Source organism: Janthinobacterium sp. P210005 (genome assembly GCF_036231865.1).
Classification (GTDB): domain Bacteria; phylum Pseudomonadota; class Gammaproteobacteria; order Burkholderiales; family Burkholderiaceae_D; genus Janthinobacterium; species Janthinobacterium kumbetense.
This window is the reverse complement of record NZ_JAZARC010000005.1, coordinates 402,601-418,173: the sequence shown is the minus strand read 5'-3', so window position 1 is coordinate 418,173 and position 15,573 is coordinate 402,601. Positions and strand designations below refer to the sequence as shown.

16 protein-coding genes are annotated in these 15,573 nt (G+C 63.5%); 11 read left to right on the top strand and 5 right to left on the bottom strand.

The genetic code is table 11. From position 1 onward, the window contains the following. Nucleotides 1-85 precede the first annotated feature (85 nt). Both VPH40_RS21140 and VPH40_RS21135 read left to right on the top strand, forming a co-directional pair. Nucleotides 86-1,048: a TerC family protein gene (locus VPH40_RS21140; protein ID WP_305061289.1), complete on the top strand. Its 963-nt coding sequence runs from the start codon at nucleotides 86-88 to the stop codon at nucleotides 1,046-1,048. A 69-nt stretch (nucleotides 1,049-1,117) separates the two neighbouring features. Next, nucleotides 1,118-1,519: a TerB family tellurite resistance protein gene (locus VPH40_RS21135; protein ID WP_077401482.1), complete on the top strand. Its 402-nt coding sequence runs from the start codon at nucleotides 1,118-1,120 to the stop codon at nucleotides 1,517-1,519. A gap of 6 nt (nucleotides 1,520-1,525) precedes the next feature. Here VPH40_RS21135 and VPH40_RS21130 read toward each other — a convergent pair whose 3' ends face one another. Together VPH40_RS21130 and VPH40_RS21125 are read right to left on the bottom strand one after the other, a co-directional pair. Further along, complete coding sequence (locus VPH40_RS21130; RefSeq protein ID WP_099664910.1) at nucleotides 1,526-1,879, bottom strand: YnfA family protein; 354 nt, start codon at nucleotides 1,877-1,879, stop codon at nucleotides 1,526-1,528. A gap of 45 nt (nucleotides 1,880-1,924) precedes the next feature. After that, nucleotides 1,925-3,088: a sugar diacid recognition domain-containing protein gene (locus tag VPH40_RS21125; RefSeq protein WP_328574413.1), complete on the bottom strand. Its 1,164-nt coding sequence runs from the start codon at nucleotides 3,086-3,088 to the stop codon at nucleotides 1,925-1,927. 145 nt (nucleotides 3,089-3,233) lie between these two features. On the opposite strand from VPH40_RS21125, the gene VPH40_RS21120 reads away from it, so the two are divergent. Both VPH40_RS21120 and VPH40_RS21115 read left to right on the top strand, forming a co-directional pair. Next, nucleotides 3,234-4,565: an MFS transporter gene (locus VPH40_RS21120; protein WP_077401491.1), complete on the top strand. Its 1,332-nt coding sequence runs from the start codon at nucleotides 3,234-3,236 to the stop codon at nucleotides 4,563-4,565. Between the two features lie 32 nt (nucleotides 4,566-4,597). Beyond that, nucleotides 4,598-5,866 (top strand): glycerate kinase type-2 family protein, encoded by a 1,269-nt coding sequence (locus VPH40_RS21115; RefSeq protein WP_328574412.1) that lies wholly within the window; start codon nucleotides 4,598-4,600, stop codon nucleotides 5,864-5,866. A gap of 2 nt (nucleotides 5,867-5,868) precedes the next feature. On the opposite strand, the gene VPH40_RS21110 is transcribed toward VPH40_RS21115, so the two are convergent. Continuing rightward, on the bottom strand, nucleotides 5,869-6,882 hold the full coding sequence (locus VPH40_RS21110; protein WP_328574411.1) for a zinc-binding alcohol dehydrogenase family protein: 1,014 nt from the start codon (nucleotides 6,880-6,882) through the stop codon (nucleotides 5,869-5,871). A 95-nt stretch (nucleotides 6,883-6,977) separates the two neighbouring features. Here VPH40_RS21110 and VPH40_RS21105 point away from each other — a divergent pair, with 95 nt between their 5' ends. After that, on the top strand, nucleotides 6,978-7,892 hold the full coding sequence (locus tag VPH40_RS21105; protein WP_328574410.1) for a LysR family transcriptional regulator: 915 nt from the start codon (nucleotides 6,978-6,980) through the stop codon (nucleotides 7,890-7,892). A 24-nt stretch (nucleotides 7,893-7,916) separates the two neighbouring features. On the opposite strand, the gene VPH40_RS21100 is transcribed toward VPH40_RS21105, so the two are convergent. Next, a complete protein-coding gene (locus VPH40_RS21100; RefSeq protein WP_077401501.1) occupies nucleotides 7,917-8,294 on the bottom strand; it encodes a c-type cytochrome in 378 nt (125 codons plus the stop codon). Nucleotides 8,295-8,543: 249 nt separating this feature from the next. Here VPH40_RS21100 and VPH40_RS21095 point away from each other — a divergent pair, with 249 nt between their 5' ends. From VPH40_RS21095 to VPH40_RS21085, 3 genes are all read left to right on the top strand, one after another. Continuing rightward, nucleotides 8,544-10,103 (top strand): DUF1800 domain-containing protein, encoded by a 1,560-nt coding sequence (locus tag VPH40_RS21095; RefSeq protein ID WP_328574409.1) that lies wholly within the window; start codon nucleotides 8,544-8,546, stop codon nucleotides 10,101-10,103. Between the two features lie 20 nt (nucleotides 10,104-10,123). After that, nucleotides 10,124-11,314 (top strand): DUF1501 domain-containing protein, encoded by a 1,191-nt coding sequence (locus tag VPH40_RS21090; RefSeq protein ID WP_099664904.1) that lies wholly within the window; start codon nucleotides 10,124-10,126, stop codon nucleotides 11,312-11,314. 89 nt (nucleotides 11,315-11,403) lie between these two features. Continuing rightward, nucleotides 11,404-12,576, top strand: a complete 1,173-nt coding sequence (locus VPH40_RS21085) for an AI-2E family transporter (RefSeq protein WP_328574408.1) — start codon at nucleotides 11,404-11,406, stop codon at nucleotides 12,574-12,576. Nucleotides 12,577-12,682: 106 nt separating this feature from the next. Here the strand turns inward: VPH40_RS21085 and VPH40_RS21080 are convergent, their stop codons facing one another. Beyond that, on the bottom strand, nucleotides 12,683-12,907 hold the full coding sequence (locus VPH40_RS21080) for a hypothetical protein (protein ID WP_010396348.1): 225 nt from the start codon (nucleotides 12,905-12,907) through the stop codon (nucleotides 12,683-12,685). Nucleotides 12,908-13,048: 141 nt separating this feature from the next. Between VPH40_RS21080 and VPH40_RS21075 the strand changes: the two genes are divergently transcribed. Genes VPH40_RS21075 through VPH40_RS21065 form a run of 3 tightly spaced genes read left to right on the top strand, consistent with a single transcriptional unit; the run spans nucleotide 13,049 to nucleotide 15,551 of the window. Then, nucleotides 13,049-13,807: a phosphatase PAP2 family protein gene (locus VPH40_RS21075; protein WP_257218687.1), complete on the top strand. Its 759-nt coding sequence runs from the start codon at nucleotides 13,049-13,051 to the stop codon at nucleotides 13,805-13,807. Nucleotides 13,808-13,819: 12 nt separating this feature from the next. After that, on the top strand, nucleotides 13,820-14,728 hold the full coding sequence (locus VPH40_RS21070; RefSeq protein WP_289899372.1) for a diacylglycerol/lipid kinase family protein: 909 nt from the start codon (nucleotides 13,820-13,822) through the stop codon (nucleotides 14,726-14,728). Nucleotides 14,729-14,732: 4 nt separating this feature from the next. Beyond that, nucleotides 14,733-15,551 (top strand): metallophosphoesterase family protein, encoded by an 819-nt coding sequence (locus tag VPH40_RS21065; protein WP_328574407.1) that lies wholly within the window; start codon nucleotides 14,733-14,735, stop codon nucleotides 15,549-15,551. Nucleotides 15,552-15,573 lie beyond the last annotated feature (22 nt).

Here is a 15,573-nt window from a genome sequence, read left to right as displayed (position 1 = left end):
TAAGAAGGCTATGATGGCTGCTCAATTCATGCAAGGAGAGTGCCATGGACTTCAGAATACAAACAGAGCATTGCGGAGGCCGCCGATGAACGGCCTGGAAAGTATTGCAACGGCACCCATGTGGGCCGGTTTCATCGCCTTTGTCCTGGTGATGCTGGCGCTGGACTTGTTCGTCTTCGGCGGCAACAAGGCGCACAAGGTGGGCGTCAAGGAAGCGGCGACGTGGTCGCTCGTGTGGGTCAGCCTGGCCCTGCTGTTCAACGGCGGACTGTGGTGGTATCTGAACGGCACGGCCGGTCCCGAGATCGCCAACCAGAAGGCGCTGGAATTTTTCTCCGGCTACCTGATCGAAAAAGCCTTGTCGGTCGATAACGTGTTCGTCTTCCTGCTGATCTTCAGCGCCTTCCAGGTGCCGATCCAGTACCAGCGCCGCGTGTTGATCTATGGCGTGCTGGGCGCGATCGTCATGCGCGCCGTGATGATCATGGCCGGTGCGTGGGTGGTGAGCGAGTTCAGCTGGGTGCTGTACCTGTTCGGCGCCTTCCTGCTGGTGACGGGCATGCGCATGCTGGTGGCGGCCGATGCGGAGCCGGACGTGGCGAACAACCCGGTGCTGCGCTTTGCCCGCCGTCACTTGCGGGTGGCCGATGGCGACCATGGCGAACGTTTCTTCGTGGCAAAGGGCGGTTTGCGCTATGTCACGCCGCTGTTCCTCGTGCTGATCCTGATCGAGGTGACGGACCTGGTGTTCGCGGTCGATTCGATCCCGGCGATCTTCGCCATCACGACGGACCCGTTCATCGTCTTCACGTCGAACCTGTTCGCCATCATGGGCTTGCGGGCACTGTATTTCCTGCTGGTGGACGTGGCGGACCGCTTCCACATGCTCAAGTATGGCCTGGCGATGGTGCTGGTGTTCATCGGCGCCAAGATGCTGGTCATGCCGTGGTACCACGTGCCGGTGGAAGCGTCCTTGCTGGTGGTGGCGGTACTGATCGTGTCGAGCTGCGTGGCCAGCGTGTTCATCACCCGCAGCGACAAGAAGTAAATGTTGTACGGCGCGCCCCGCCTGGCGGTGGCGTGCCTTTTAATTGACTAATAGAAAGAGTAGAAAATCATGCGTACCTATGAAGCGAACAGTCCCCAGGCAGCGGGACGTATCCTGGCCCTGATGATGGTGGTCGACGGCAACCTGGCCAGCGCCGAGCTGCAAGCCATGCATCGCAGCAAGATCCTCGAGCATATCGACCTGGAACCGGCAGCCTTCCAGCAACTGCTGCAAGACTTGTGCGACGACATGCTGACGTCGACCGTGCATGGCGCCGTGCAGCTGGCCCATGGCGTGATCGACAGCTTGCTCGATGAAATCACGGACCCGGACTTGCGCCGCAAGCTGCTGCAAGCCATGTGGAAGATCGCCGATGCGGACGACTGGCTGGCCGATGGCGAAGCCGTCCTGCTGGCCCGCGCCAGCGCGGCATGGTCGGCGGAAACAAACTTCCGCGCGCATGCCGCTTGAGGTAAATCAAGCCGCCTTGTGTCCCATGGCAATGACGGCGGCGCCGGCCAGGGCCAGGCCCACGCCGGCGATGTCGGTCCAGGCGGGCGTGACGCCGTCCACCAGCCACAGCCAGCCCAGCGCCGTGGCGATATAGATGGCGCCATACGTGGCATACACGCGGCCGCTGGCGGCCGGATGCAGGGTCAGCAGCCACACGAAGATCAGCAGGCTGACGGCGGCCGGCAACAGCAGCCAGGCGCTGCCCTTGTTGCTCAGCCATAGCATGGGCAGGTAGCAGCCCAGCAGTTCGGCCACGGCCGTGACGGTAAACAGCCCGAAAGTGCGGGCAAGGCTGGTCCATTCGAAGGCGTCGTTCATGCTATTCCTGTTGTGCGGTCAGCCGCCATTGTAGACGGGCCTGCCTCAATTCAGTTGCAGGGCGACATACAGCAGCAGGCGGTCATCTGTGTCGTCCAGGTCCAGCCCCGTCAGTTCGGCGATCTTTTGCAGCCGGTAATCGAGCGTGTTGCGGTGGATGTGCAGGGCCCTGGCCGTGGCCATCGGGTGGCTGTGGTGGCGGAACCAGGCGGCCAGGGTGCGCATCAGGGTGCCCGACTTGCGGTCGTGCGCCTGCAGGCGCGCCAGGGTCTGGCGCAATTGCTCCGCCTGCCAACCGGCTTGCAAGCCGGACAGCAGCACGGGCAGGCTCAGATCCAGGTAGGAAAAAGTGGCTTGCGCGCCATCGCGGGCGCGCCCCACGCGCGCCGTCTGCTTCGCCGATTCATACGACGCCGTCGCGCCATCGAGGCCCGGCAAGGCCACGCCCATGGACAGGGTGGCGGGCGGCGTGAGCGCCTGCTGCGCCACCTGGTGCAGTTCGAGCAGGCGCTGCCTTGCCTGCGCCGCGCGCGCCTGCTGCGGGCCGCTGGCGGGAAAGGCGTCGAGCAGCACCAGTTCGCCCGGCGAGACGACGGCCATCAGCAGGGCGGGCCAGCGCGCCGACAGGTCGGACTGCACTTGCTGCAGCTGCGTCAGCACCTGGTCCAGCCGCTCGCCCGGACCTTCTCCCGCATCGGGTATTTCCAGCACGAACATGGCGCGCGGCACGCGCAAGTCCAGCGCCAGGCGCGCCGCCCACGCTTGCATGCTGGCATCGGAAATGCCCGTGCGATACACGAGCTGGAACACGAATTCCTCGCGGTAGCGCTTTTCATGCTGCAACTCGCTGACCAGCCGCGCCTGCTCCAGCATCATTTCCGCCATGGCCCGCACCAGTTCGCCGAACTGGCGCACGGCGTCCGGCTCGCCCGTCAGGCCCAGCACGCCGCAAATCTCGCCGCGCACCGTCAGGGGCAGGTTGATGCCGGCCCGCGTGCCCGGCAGCCTGGCCATGTCGGCCGCGCCGATTTCCACGCTGGCGTGCCGGGCCAGCGCCAGTTGCGCGCCCGGATGCAGGTCGCCCACGCGCTGCGGGTCGCCGCTGGCCAGGATCACGCCGCGCGCATCGATCACGTTGACGCTGAAGGGAATGATGTGCATGGTGCGCCGGACGATGTCCTGCGCCAATGGGGGATCGATGCTCGGCATGGTGTTCACCTTCTGGTTTTGTGCATTTGCATGGAATCATCGGATTCAACACTATGTTTCTTCATGCATCCGCACGATGACTGTTTCTGTGGGCAATTGTACGATGGGCTGGTCGCATCCCATAAAAAATAGTCAGGAGACACCCATGACCACCCATCCAGGCGCCAGCCTGTCCGCCGGCGCGTCCGCGCAGGACCGCGTGCGCGAAGGCGCCTACCGCAAGGTCACCTTGCATCTGATCCCCTTCATCTTCATCTGCTACCTGTTCAATTACCTGGACCGTGTCAATGTCGGCTTTGCCAAGCTGCAAATGCTCGATGCGCTGCAATGGAGCGAAAGCGTGTACGGCCTGGGCGCCGGCATTTTCTTCATCGGCTACGTGGCCAGCGGCGTGCCCAGCAACCTGCTGCTGCACCGCCTGGGCGCGCGCAAGGTCATCGGCACCCTGATGATCGCCTGGGGCATCGCCTCGGCCTGCCTGATGTTCGTCACCACGCCGGCCGCGTTCTACTCGCTGCGCTTCATCACGGGCGTGTTCGAGGCCGGTTTCTTCCCCGGCATCGTGCTGTACTTTACGAACTGGTATCCCGCTTCGCGCCGGGGCCGCATCATGGGCCTGTTTATGTCGGCCATTCCCATTTCCGGCTTGCTGGGCAGCCCCCTGTCGGGCTGGATGATGCAATCGTTCGCCGGCCACGGCGGCCTGGCCGGCTGGCAATGGATGTTCTTGCTGCAAGGCATCCCCACCGTGCTGCTGGGCTTTCTCGTGTATGTGCTGCTGAACGACGGCATCGCCCAGGCGAAGTGGCTCAATACGGAAGAAAAGCAGCTGCTGCGCGCCGACCTCGACGAGGACGAACGCCAGCGCCGCAACAGCGCGAATACGGCCGACACCTTCGCCAGCGTGCTGCGCAACAAGCACGTGTGGATGCTGGGCCTCGTGTATTTCTGCATCCAGATGGGCGTGTACGCGATCAATTTCTGGCTGCCCACCATCGTCAAGTCGCTGGGTTTCGCCAGCCCCGTGGCCGTGGGCTGGATCAGCGCCATTCCCTACCTGTGCGCCAGCATCTTCATGATCTGGGTGGGCCGTTCGGCCGACAAGCACAAGGAACGCCGCTGGCATTTGAGCGGCCCCCTGCTGATGGCGCTGTGCGGCTTGCTGCTGGCCACCCAGGCACACGGCAACGTGGTCGTCGCCCTCATCGGCCTGTCGCTGGCGACCATGGGCGCGCTGTCCGGCCTGCCCATGTTCTGGCCCTTGCCGACTGCGTTTCTCGGCAGCGCGGCGGCGGCCGGCGGCTTGGCGCTGATCAATTCGCTGGGCCAGGTGGCGGGCTTCGTCAGCCCCTTCCTCGTCGGCTGGATCAAGGATGCGACGGGCGGCACCGACGTGGCCCTGTATATTCTTTCCGCAGTCATGCTGCTGGGCGCCATACTGGTGCTGCGCGTTCCCGCGCGCATCGTGAACCGTTGAACGAAGCTGCCATCGAACCGGAGGAATTGACCATGACGACGACCCCGGCGCCGCGCGCCTTGCTGCAAGCCATGTTCCAGGCCGCCATCGAAGCGGCCCAGCCATCGCACTGCATACCGCCCCATCTGCCGCCGGCGCCCAAGGGCCGTCTGATCGTCATCGGCGCCGGCAAGGCGTCGGCCGCCATGGCGCAAGCCGTGGAACGGCATTGGCCGGGACCGCTGTCCGGGCTGGTCGTCACGCGCTACGGCTATGCCGTGCCCTGCGAACGCATCGAAATCGTGGAAGCGTCGCACCCTGTGCCGGACCAGGCCGGCATGGATGCGGCGCGCCGCATGCTGGAACTGGTCGGCAACCTGCAGGCGGACGATACGGTGCTGTGCCTGATTTCGGGCGGCGGCTCGTCGCTGCTGGCCTTGCCGCTCGATGGCATCACTTTGGCCGACAAGCAAGCCTTGAACCGCGCGCTGCTGGCGTCCGGCGCCACCATCGGCGAAATGAATTGCGTGCGCCGCCATTTGTCCGCCATCAAGGGCGGGCGCCTGGCGGCCGCCTGCCATCCTGCGCAAGTCATCACTTTGGCGATTTCCGACGTGCCTGGCGACAAGCTGGGCGACATCGCGTCCGGCCCCACGGTGGGCGACGCGACGACGTGCGAGGATGCGCTGGCCATCGTGCGCCGCTATGGCATGGACTTGCCGGACAGCATACGCGCCACCTTGGAAAGCGGGCGCGGCGAATCCGTGAAACCCGACGATCCCCGCCTGGCGCGCACGCAAACCACCCTGATCGCCACGCCGCAGATGGCGCTGGAAGCGGCGGCGCAGGTGGCGCGCGCAGCCGGCGTCACGCCGTATATATTGGGCGACAGCCTGGAAGGCGAGGCGAGGGACGTGGGCAAGGTGATGGCCGGCATCGCGCTGCAAACGGCGCAGCGGGGCCAGCCGTTTCCCGCCCCGTGCGTGCTGCTGTCGGGCGGCGAAACGACCGTCACCGTGCGCGGCAACGGGCGCGGCGGGCGCAACGTGGAATTCCTGCTGGCGCTGGGCATCGCGCTCGATGGACGCGAGGGCATCGACGCGCTGGCCGGCGACACGGATGGCGTCGACGGCCAGGAAGACATCGCTGGCGCGGTCCTGGTGCCCGACACCCTGCAACGGGCCTGGGCGCTGGGCATCAAGCCCCGCGACAGCCTGGACAACAACGATGGCCACGGCTTCTTCCAGGCGCTGGGAGACAGCGTGGTCACGGGCCCGACCTTGACGAATGTCAATGATTTCCGGGCCATCCTGATTACCTGAATTTAGAACCCTTCCAGCACGATCTTCCCTTTTGCCGTATTGCTTTCCAGCAGGGCATGCGCGCGCTTCAGGTTTTGTGCGTTGATCGTGCCGAAGCGCTCTGCCAGGGTCGTCCTGATGACGCCGGCGTCCACCAGCTGCGCCAGCTCTTCCAGTAGTTCATGCTGTTTGACCATGTCCGGCGTCTGGAACAGCGAACGGGTAAACATCAGTTCCCAGTGCAGCGACACGCTCTTGCCCTTGAACTTGCGCACGTCGATGTGCTCGGGGTCGTCGATCAGGGCGAACTTGCCCTGCGGCGCGATCAATTCCACGATCTGGTCGAAATGCCGGTCGGTCTGGTTCAGACTGATCACATAGTCGACGGGCGGCAAACCCAGGCGCGTGATTTCCCCTGCCAGCGGCAGGCTGTGGTCGATCACGTGGTGCGCGCCCAATTCCTTCACCCAGTCCGCCGTTTCCGCGCGCGAGGCCGTGCCGATGATGGTGACACCCGTCAATTGCCGCGCCAGTTGCACCAGCACGGAGCCGACGCCGCCTGCCGCGCCGATCACCAGCAGCGATTTGCCCGTCAAACTCTTGTCGCGGCTGAGCTGCAAGCGGTCGAACAGCAATTCCCAGGCCGTAATGGCCGTCAGCGGCAGGGCGGCGGCCGGAGCGAAATCGAGGCTGGCCGGCATGTGCCCGACGATGCGCTCGTCGACCAGCTGGAATTCGCTGTTGCTGCCGGGGCGGTTGATGGCGCCCGCGTACCAGACCCTGTCGCCCACCTGGAACAGGGTGGCGTCGGGGCCGACGGCCGTGACGACGCCGGCCGCATCCCAGCCCAGCACTTCCGGCTGGCCATCCTTCGGCGCGCGGTTCTGGCGCACCTTGGTGTCGACGGGATTGACGGAAATGGCCTTGACGGCGACGAGCAGGTCGCGCCCCGTGGCGACGGGCACGGGCAGCTCGATGTCGAGCAGGGCGTCGGCATCCGTGATGGGCAGGCTGTGGTGGTAGGCGATGGCTTTCATGTGCTTCCTCGTTGAGTGGATACCGTATGATGGTGGCAATGTCGACCTGGAAACAGGGGGCGCGTACCGAAACACTTTCAAAGGAATGTTGAAAATTGCTGCGACTCGATGACTTGCAGGTATTTGTGCGCACGGCCGACCGGGGCAGTTTGTCGGCGGCCGCGCGCGAGATCGGCATCTCGCCCGCGCTGGCCAGTGCCGCCGTCAAGCGCCTGGAAGGCGTGTTGGGCTTGCGCCTGCTGGCCCGTACGACGCGCTCGCTGAGCCTGACGCCGGAAGGCACGCAATACCTGGAACATGCGCGGGAAGCCTTGCGCCTGCTGCGCGCAGGCCACGATGCCCTGCTGGCCGGCAAGGACAGTTTCGGCGGAACCTTGAAAATTGCCATGCCCTCCGACCTGGGCCGCAATCTGATGCTGGGCTGGCTGGACGAATTCCAGCTGCGCCATCCGACACTGCATTACCAGCTCAGCGTCAGCGACCGGGTGGCAGACATGGTGCGCCAGCAAGTCGACGTGGCCATCCGCTATGGCCAGCAAGACGATTCGAGCCTGATCGCCATGCCCATCGCGCCCGCCAACGACCGGGTGCTGGTGGCATCGCCCGCCTACCTGCGCGAATACGGCCCTTTGCTGGCGCTGGAAGAGTTGTCGCAGCGCAATTGCCTGCGCTTCGCGCTGGAAGACGGCTTGCACGACCGCTGGACTTTTTACCGCCTGCCCCAGCGCGAGCAAGTGACGGTGTCCGTGAGCGGCAACCGCAGCGCCGACGACGCCGACCTGGTTCGCCGCTGGGCCGTGGCGGGACTGGGCATCGCCTATAAGTCGCGGCTCGACGTGGCGGGCGACCTGGACGCCGGCCGCCTGCAAGCGCTGTTGCTCGACGTGGCGGGCGAGGCCACGCCCTTGCACCTGGTCTGCACGCACCGGGCGCAGGTGACGCCGCTGGTGCTGCAGTTGCGCGATTTCCTGCGCGACAAATGTGCGCAGTTATTAAAACAGCAGAATTGACCGGGGAACTTTGCTTATCTGATATCAGCGATTTTTTAAAATCACATCGCTCATGTATTGATTCAAATCGCGAAAGTCTTTCACCCGCCAGGCATATGGCGCAATCTTGACGCCATTCTCTTTCAAGGTCTTGGGAATCAGATCGCCATTCGGACGAAGGATGACCGACGATACGATCACGCCCGGATAATCCTTCAGGCGTTTTTTGAAGGCGGCGGTGGTCAGATCGGGCGTAGGCGGATTGCTTTTATTCGCCAACGGCCCCGTTCCCTTGATCTCTGCGCCATGGCACACGGCACAGCGCTGTACATACAGGGTTTTCCCATTCAGATTCTCCGCCAAGGCTGACGGCGCTTGAATCAGCGATAACGTTCCTAATGCAGCGATAAATAATATTTTCATTTCTTTTTAATGTGGACGTATTGTATGGATAATGTCTGGTTCGAGAGAAAATACGCAGCTGCCATTGCAATATGCAATTCTCCCGATAACATTTTATCCGAGATGATTCATCATAATGTGCTCATGCCGGCGAGAGATTGGCTGGCGAACCATCGTGCCTGATTACAACTCGTTGCAAATGGCAATCATGCGCGGGTCAACCTGGGCGTACCCTCAAGCATTCTGCATGAAACCGCTTGAAGGACCGCCATGACCCCGCACCGACTATTGCCGACGACCTTGATTTCCCTGCTCTTGCTGGCCGGCTGCGCCGCGAACGGGCCCGCCGTTCAGTCCGATCATGGCGCGCAGGCCAGTCCCGCGCAGACCAGTCCCGCGCAAGACATCGCCATGCTGGAACGGGTCAGCTGGGGCGTGAGCGGGGGCAGCGTGCGCCAGGTGCAGGACAAAGGCTGGAACGCCTGGCTGCGGACGCAGTTGCATCCAGGAAAAGCGGCCTTGCCGCCGGCCATCGCCGCGCAAATCGACGCCATGACCATCAGCCAGGTGCCGCTGGAGCAATTGGTGATCTCTATGGAGCAAAAGCGCAAGGAGTCGGCCGGCGTCATGGACGACATGGCGAAGCAGCAGGCGCAAAAGGATTACCAGCAAGAACTCAATCGCCTAGCGCGCGAAGCGGCCACGCGCTCCTTGTTGCTGGACGTGTATTCGCCGAACCAGTTGCAGCAGCAATTGAGCTGGTTTTGGCTCAACCATTTCAGCGTGCACCAGGGCAAGCACAACTTGCGCGCCATGGTGGGCGATTACGAGGCGAACGCCATCGCGCCACATGCTCTGGGGAAATTCCGTGACTTGCTGGGCGCCACCGTCCACCATCCGGCCATGCTGCGTTACCTGGACAATGAAGCCAATGCCGCCAAGCGCATCAATGAAAACTATGCGCGCGAGCTGATGGAGCTGCATACGCTGGGCGTGAACGGCGGCTATAGCCAGATGGACGTGCAGGAACTGGCGCGCATCCTGACGGGCGTGGGCGTGAACCTGGGAGCGGACACGCCGAAAGTGAAGCCGGCGCTGCAGTCGCAATACGTGCGCCGGGGCTTGTTCGAGTTCAATCCCAACCGCCACGATTACGGCGACAAGCAATTCCTCGGGCAAACGGTGAAGGGCAGGGGCCTGGCCGAGCTCGATGAAGCGCTGGACCGCCTGAGCCGCAGTCCCGCCACCGCGCACTTTATCAGCGGCAAGCTGGCCCAGTATTTCGTTGGCGACAACCCGCCCGCACCGCTGGTGGCGCGCATGGCGGCCACCTTCCAGCGCAGCGACGGCTTGATCGCCGACGTGCTGCAAACCATGTTCGACAGCCCCGAATTCAGGCAATCGCTGGGCAAGAAATTCAAGGACCCCATGCATTATGTCGTGTCGGCCGTGCGCCTCAGCTATGACGACAAGCCCATCCTGAATGCGGGACCCATGCTGAACTGGCTGTCGCGCATGGGCCAGCCCCTGTACGGACGCCAGACGCCCGATGGCTATCCGCTGACGGACGCTTCCTGGGCCAGTCCGGGGCAAATGACGACGCGCTTCGACATCGCCCGCACCATCGGTTCGGGCAGCGCCGGCCTGTTCAAGACGGATGGCCCGCAGCCGCAGGAAAAAGTGGCGTTCCCGCAACTGGCCAGCGCCCTGTATTACCAGTCGCTGCAGCCAGGCTTGAGTCCGGCCACGCGCCAGGCATTGGATCAGGCCGCTTCGCCGCAGGAGTGGAATACATTTCTTCTTTCCTCGCCGGAAATGATGCACCGTTAAGTTGAAATCGGAGGATTGCCATGAATCGTCGTGACCTGTTGAAAGCCCTGGCCGCCGCACCCTTGTTCACTCACGCGGGCAGCCTGCTGGCCGCACCCGCCACGGATGCGAAGCTGCTGTTCGTCTTCCTGCGCGGCGGCTATGACGCGAATAACTTGCTGGTGCCGGTCGGCAGCGATTTTTACTACGCGGCGCGGCCGAATATCGCCATCGCGAAACCGGGCGAGGAAAACGGCGCGCTGGCCTTGAACGCCGACTGGGCCTTGCATCCGGCCTTGCGCGAGAGCATTTATCCCATGTTTACGGGCGGCGAGGCGGCCTTCATCCCGTTCGCGGGCACGACGGATTTGACGCGCAGCCATTTCGAGACGCAGGATACCATCGAGTTGGGACAAGAGATCAACACGCGGCGCGACTTCCGGTCGGGTTTCCTGAACCGCCTCGTGCAGACCTTGAATGGCAGCAAGGCCGGCCCCGCCATCGCTTTCACCGACCAGCTGCCGCTGATCTTCCAGGGCGGCGTGCAAGTGCCGAACATGGCGCTGCGCTCCGTGGGCAAGTCCGGCATTGATGCGCGTCAAAGCCAGATCATCGCCGCCATGTACCGGGGCACGCCCTTGCAGCAACCCGTCAGCGCGGGCTTTGTCGTGCGCGACGACGTGACGAAGGAATTGACGGGGGAAATGCAGGCGGCCAACCGCAACGCCATCAGTACCAAGGGCTTTGAACTGGAAGCGCAGCGCATCGCCCGCTTGATGAAGGACAAGTACAACCTCGGCTTCGTCGACGTGGGCGGCTGGGATACGCACGTGGGGCAGGGCGGCGCCAGCGGCTACCTGGCGGGGCGTTTCGATGAACTGGGACGGGGACTGGCCGCGTTTTCGCAGGAAATGGGCAGCGCCTGGCGCAATACCGTCGTCGTCGTCGTCAGCGAATTTGGCCGCACCTTCCGCGAAAACGGCAACCGCGGCACGGATCACGGCCACGGCAGCGTGTTCTGGGTGCTGGGCGGCGGGATCAAGGGCAAGCAGGTGGCGGGCGAGCAAGTGGCGATTGCGCAGGCAAACCTGTTCCAGAACCGCGACATGCCCGTGCTGAATGAATACCGGGCCGTGCTGGGCGGTTTGCTGCGCCGCACCTTCGGCTTGACGCCGGCGCAACTCGACCACGTGTTTGCCGGCGTGAAACCGGCGGAACTGGGCCTCGTGTAAATCGGCGAATCTCCGTGTTACGCTACGCCTGCGCATGTGGCGCATAGCGAATACTGGCGGCCCATGGCGCCGGGCACGAATGGAGCAGCATGAACGATACCCAGCGCGACATTGTCAGCGCAGGCTTTTCCCTGGCCCTGATCGCCGTGACGGCCTTCGTCATGCAGCGTTTCTTTTTGCCGCTCGTGTGGGCCGGCATCCTGTGCGTGGCCACCTGGCCTTTGTATGTGCGCGTGCGCGCGGCGCTGGGCCAGCGCACCATCGTCGCGGCAGCCGTGCTGACCCTGGCGTTTGCCTGCATCTTCATCATTCCCGTGCTGTTCGGCGTGGCGCAGGCGGCGCGTGAAGTGCCCGTGCTGGCCAATTTCGTCGTGCATGCGAATGCCGACGGCTTGCCCGTGCCGGACTGGGTGGCGCATGTCCCGCTGGCCGGCAGCGCCATCGGCGACTGGTGGCAAGCCACCCTGAGCCAGCCGCATGGCCTGGGCCACTTCTTTGCGGGCAGCGCCGTGGGCGGCTTTCATTCCGCGCGCGACATGCTCAAGGTGCTGGGCGCGGACGTGTTTCACCGCCTGGTCGACTTCGGCCTGGCGTTTTTATGCCTGTTTTTCTTTTACAAGGATGGTGAAGCGCTGACGCGCCAGATCACGGCCGTCGGCAGCCATTTTTTGCGTCCCGAACGGTGGGGCCGCTATGCGCAAAAGATCCCCACGGCCATCCGCGCCACCGTCAACGGCCTGGTGCTGGTGGGCCTGGCCGAAGGCGTGCTGATCGGCATCGCCTATGCCATCGCCGGCTTGCCGTCACCGGCCCTGTGGGCGTTTGCCACGGGCATCCTGGCCATCATCCCGTTTGGTGCGCCGCTCGCGTATGGCTGCGCGGCCGCCTTGCTGGTGTTTCAGGGCAATGTGGGCGCCGCCATCGGCGTGGCCGCCTGGGGCACCGTGGTGCTGTTTGTTGCCGACCACTTCGTGCGCCCTGGCATGATCGGCAACGCCACCCGCTTGCCTTTTCTGGCCGTGCTGTTCGGCATTCTGGGCGGCGTGGAAACCCTGGGCCTCGTGGGTCTGTTCATCGGCCCTGTCGTGATGGTGCTGTTTGTTACCTTGTGGTACGAAGCGAATGCGACTGACCACGTACCGCCGGCCAACATGCCTTCCAGCACAGCTGCCGATGCAGGTGCCGACGCACTTGCCGGTACGGTTGCCGGCATAGCTGCCGAAACACCTGCCAGCCCGGCCGCGCCGGAACGCACACAGTAGTGAGGGGTCGGTCAGCGTGCTGCTGGCCGGTACTGAGGCGTTCCCGGCGGGGCCGGACGGAGCTGACTTGATAACAGGGTGCGAACACCTTGTTTTAAAGTCATTCTTAATGTGCCTTGGATAGAATAAGCAACCAACGGCGCATCAGCAGCACTTCAACATAGCCCGGCTCGATGCCCGTACCGCACTCGATCAAGGGATTGACGGTGTAGTAGCGCTTGCGGAAGTCGCGGCAGACGAGGATTTCGCGCTTGCCCATGCGGACGAGGAAAGAGCTTGGGGCGTATTCCAGGCCGAACCGTGAGCCAAAACCGCTATTCAATGTTGCCATGACAATTCCTTTGAGGGAGATGTGTTGAACGAGTCATCAGAATAGCATAACTACTGTATGAATACACAGCTACTGTATGAATAAACAGTATTTTTTTACTGGTGTGGTTTTTTTGATCAGTACCGGGAACATGAAAGAGAGATGAGTTTGCAAGAGAAAAATGACATGGGCATGACCACGGGCTGGACCACGAAACTGCGCCGCTTCGTCGAGGCGCGCCTGTCGCCCGAAGGCGAACTGGGCCTGCATATGACGGTGGGCGTGGCCCTGATGCTCGTCGCCATCGTGGTCTTCCATGAGATCGCCGAAGCCGTCATGGGCATGGCCCAAATCACCGTGATCGACTTGCAGGTGGCGCAGTGGTTCAACCAGCATGCCGTGCCGTGGATCACCAGTTGCCTGCTGGTCGTCACGCACATGCACGGCGTGATCGGCGCCATCACCCTGGCCGTCTTGCTGGGCTGGTATCTGCACCGCAAGGGCGCCAGCTACTGGCTGTTTACCCTGGTCATTACCATGCCGGGCGTCATGTTTTTGAACCTGCTGCTAAAGTACATTTTTGTGCGCGCGCGGCCCAGCTTTGACGAGCCCATCCTGCAGACGGCCCTGAGCACGTACAGCTTTCCCAGTGGTCATACGGCCACCTCGACGGCCCTGTACGGCTTGCTGGCCGCCTACCTGATTTGCCAGACGGCGCCGGGTGCGTGGGGCAAGCGCATCGCCATCGCGCTGGGCGCCTTCCTGATGGCCTCACTCGTGGGTTTCAGCCGCATTTACCTGGGCGCGCATTACCTGAGCGATGTGCTGGCGGCCATGGCGGAAAGCTATGGCTGGCTGGCCATCTGCATCGCCGGCGTGTCGACCCTGCGCCGCCGCCGGCATATCCGGCAAACCAGATAAGGGGAAACCATCCTGAGCAAGATTGCAGTCATCATCAATGCGGGCGCCGGTTGCGGCTATGCGCCCGACTGGGCGCAGCAGCTCGAAGCGAAATTCGCCGCCGTGGGGCTCGACGCCGCCATCACCCTGGCGGCCAGCGGCGCCGACATGATCGCCACGGCCGGGCAGGCGCTGCGCGATGGCGCGCCCATCGTCGTGGCCGGTGGCGGCGACGGCACCATCAATGCTGTCGCGTCCGTCGTTGTCGGCAGCGGCACGCCGTTTGGCGTCTTGCCGCTGGGTACCCTGAACCATTTCGCCAAGGATTTGAACATTCCGCTCGAACTCGATGCGGCGATTGCCAACGTGGCGCAGGGCGTGCCGCACCAGGTCGACGTGGGTGAAGTCAATGGCCGCATCTTCCTGAACAATTCCAGCCTGGGCCTGTATCCCGACATCGTGCGCGACCGCGAAAAGCAGCAGCGCCGGCTGGGACGGGGCAAGTGGCTGGCGTTCAGCTGGGCGCTGGTGGCCGCCTTGCGCCGCTATCCCTTCCTCAGCGTGCAATTGAAACTGAAGGACGCCGTGCATGCGCGGCGCACGCCGTTTGTCTTTATCGGTAACAATGAATACCTGATGGAAGGCTTGAATATCGGCGAGCGCGAACGGCTCGATGGCGGCCAGCTGAGCCTGTACGTGGCGCAGCGTCCGGGCCGCCTGGGATTGCTGAAGCTGGCCTTGCATGCACTGTTCGGCAAGTTGTCGCAGGCCAAGGACTTCGACGTGCTGACGGCGACCGACCTGGAAATCGCCACGAAGCACCGGCGCCTGCGTGTGGCCACGGATGGCGAAGTGACCGTCATGAATACGCCGCTGCAGTACCGCATCCGCCCCGCCGCGCTGACGGTGCTGGTGCCTGCGCCGGCACCTTCCGGGGAGTAAGGCCATGCGTACCATCGTGCATTTGTCCGACTTGCATTTTGGCAAGGTCGACGCGGCCTTGCTGGCGCCCTTGCGCGCGCTCGTCGAACGGCTGGAACCGGACGTGGTGGTGGTGTCGGGCGATTTGACGCAACGGGCCCGCAGCGCCCAGTTCCAGCAAGCGCGGCAGTTTCTCGACAGCTTGCCGGGGCCGCAGATCGTGGTGCCGGGCAACCATGACGTGCCGCTCTACAACGTCTTTTCCCGCTTCCTGACGCCGCTGGTGAAATACCGGCGCCATGTGACGGACGATTTGTCGCCCGAATATGTGGACGAGGAAATCGCCGTGCTGGGCATCAATACGGCCCGCTCCCTGACGTTCAAGGATGGCCGCATCAGCCACGAGCAGATCGATTTCCTGCGCGAACGCCTGGGCCGTTTGCCGCCCGGTTTGACGCGCATCATCGTCACGCATCATCCGTTTGACTTGCCCGAGCACTTCGGCGACGATGATCTGGTCGACCGTGCGCCGCTGGCGCTGCAAATGTTTTCCGAATGCGGCGTGGATCTATTGCTGGCCGGGCACTTGCACGCCAGTGTGGCGGGCAACACGGCCGAGCGCTACAAGATCGCCGGCTACGCTGCCCTGATGGTGCAGGCGGGCACGGCCACGTCCACGCGGGGCAGGGGTGAATCGAATTCCTTCAACGTGCTGCGCGTGGAAAACAGTTGTATCCGCGTCGAGCGCTACAGCTGGAATGAAGACAGCGCCGACTTTGAAAAAGTCAGCATGGAAGCATTCGCGCGCCAGGGCGGCGTGTGGACCAGCTTGCGGCCGCTGTAGCCAGAATTAATGGGGTAGGCAA

Excerpts from the sequence above, each read along its gene's own strand:
- VPH40_RS21140 (WP_305061289.1), top strand. The coding sequence starts at position 86 with ATGAACGGCCTGGAAAGTATTGCAACGGCACCCATGTGGGCCGGTTTC.
- VPH40_RS21135 (WP_077401482.1), top strand. The coding sequence starts at position 1,118 with ATGCGTACCTATGAAGCGAACAGTCCCCAGGCAGCGGGACGTATCCTG.
- VPH40_RS21130 (WP_099664910.1), bottom strand. The coding sequence starts at position 1,879 with ATGAACGACGCCTTCGAATGGACCAGCCTTGCCCGCACTTTCGGGCTG.
- VPH40_RS21125 (WP_328574413.1), bottom strand. The coding sequence starts at position 3,088 with ATGCCGAGCATCGATCCCCCATTGGCGCAGGACATCGTCCGGCGCACC.
- VPH40_RS21120 (WP_077401491.1), top strand. The coding sequence starts at position 3,234 with ATGACCACCCATCCAGGCGCCAGCCTGTCCGCCGGCGCGTCCGCGCAG.
- VPH40_RS21115 (WP_328574412.1), top strand. The coding sequence starts at position 4,598 with ATGACGACGACCCCGGCGCCGCGCGCCTTGCTGCAAGCCATGTTCCAG.
- VPH40_RS21110 (WP_328574411.1), bottom strand. The coding sequence starts at position 6,882 with ATGAAAGCCATCGCCTACCACCACAGCCTGCCCATCACGGATGCCGAC.
- VPH40_RS21100 (WP_077401501.1), bottom strand. The coding sequence starts at position 8,294 with ATGAAAATATTATTTATCGCTGCATTAGGAACGTTATCGCTGATTCAA.
- VPH40_RS21095 (WP_328574409.1), top strand. The coding sequence starts at position 8,544 with ATGACCCCGCACCGACTATTGCCGACGACCTTGATTTCCCTGCTCTTG.
- VPH40_RS21090 (WP_099664904.1), top strand. The coding sequence starts at position 10,124 with ATGAATCGTCGTGACCTGTTGAAAGCCCTGGCCGCCGCACCCTTGTTC.
- VPH40_RS21085 (WP_328574408.1), top strand. The coding sequence starts at position 11,404 with ATGAACGATACCCAGCGCGACATTGTCAGCGCAGGCTTTTCCCTGGCC.
- VPH40_RS21080 (WP_010396348.1), bottom strand. The coding sequence starts at position 12,907 with ATGGCAACATTGAATAGCGGTTTTGGCTCACGGTTCGGCCTGGAATAC.
- VPH40_RS21075 (WP_257218687.1), top strand. The coding sequence starts at position 13,049 with ATGAGTTTGCAAGAGAAAAATGACATGGGCATGACCACGGGCTGGACC.
- VPH40_RS21065 (WP_328574407.1), top strand. The coding sequence starts at position 14,733 with ATGCGTACCATCGTGCATTTGTCCGACTTGCATTTTGGCAAGGTCGAC.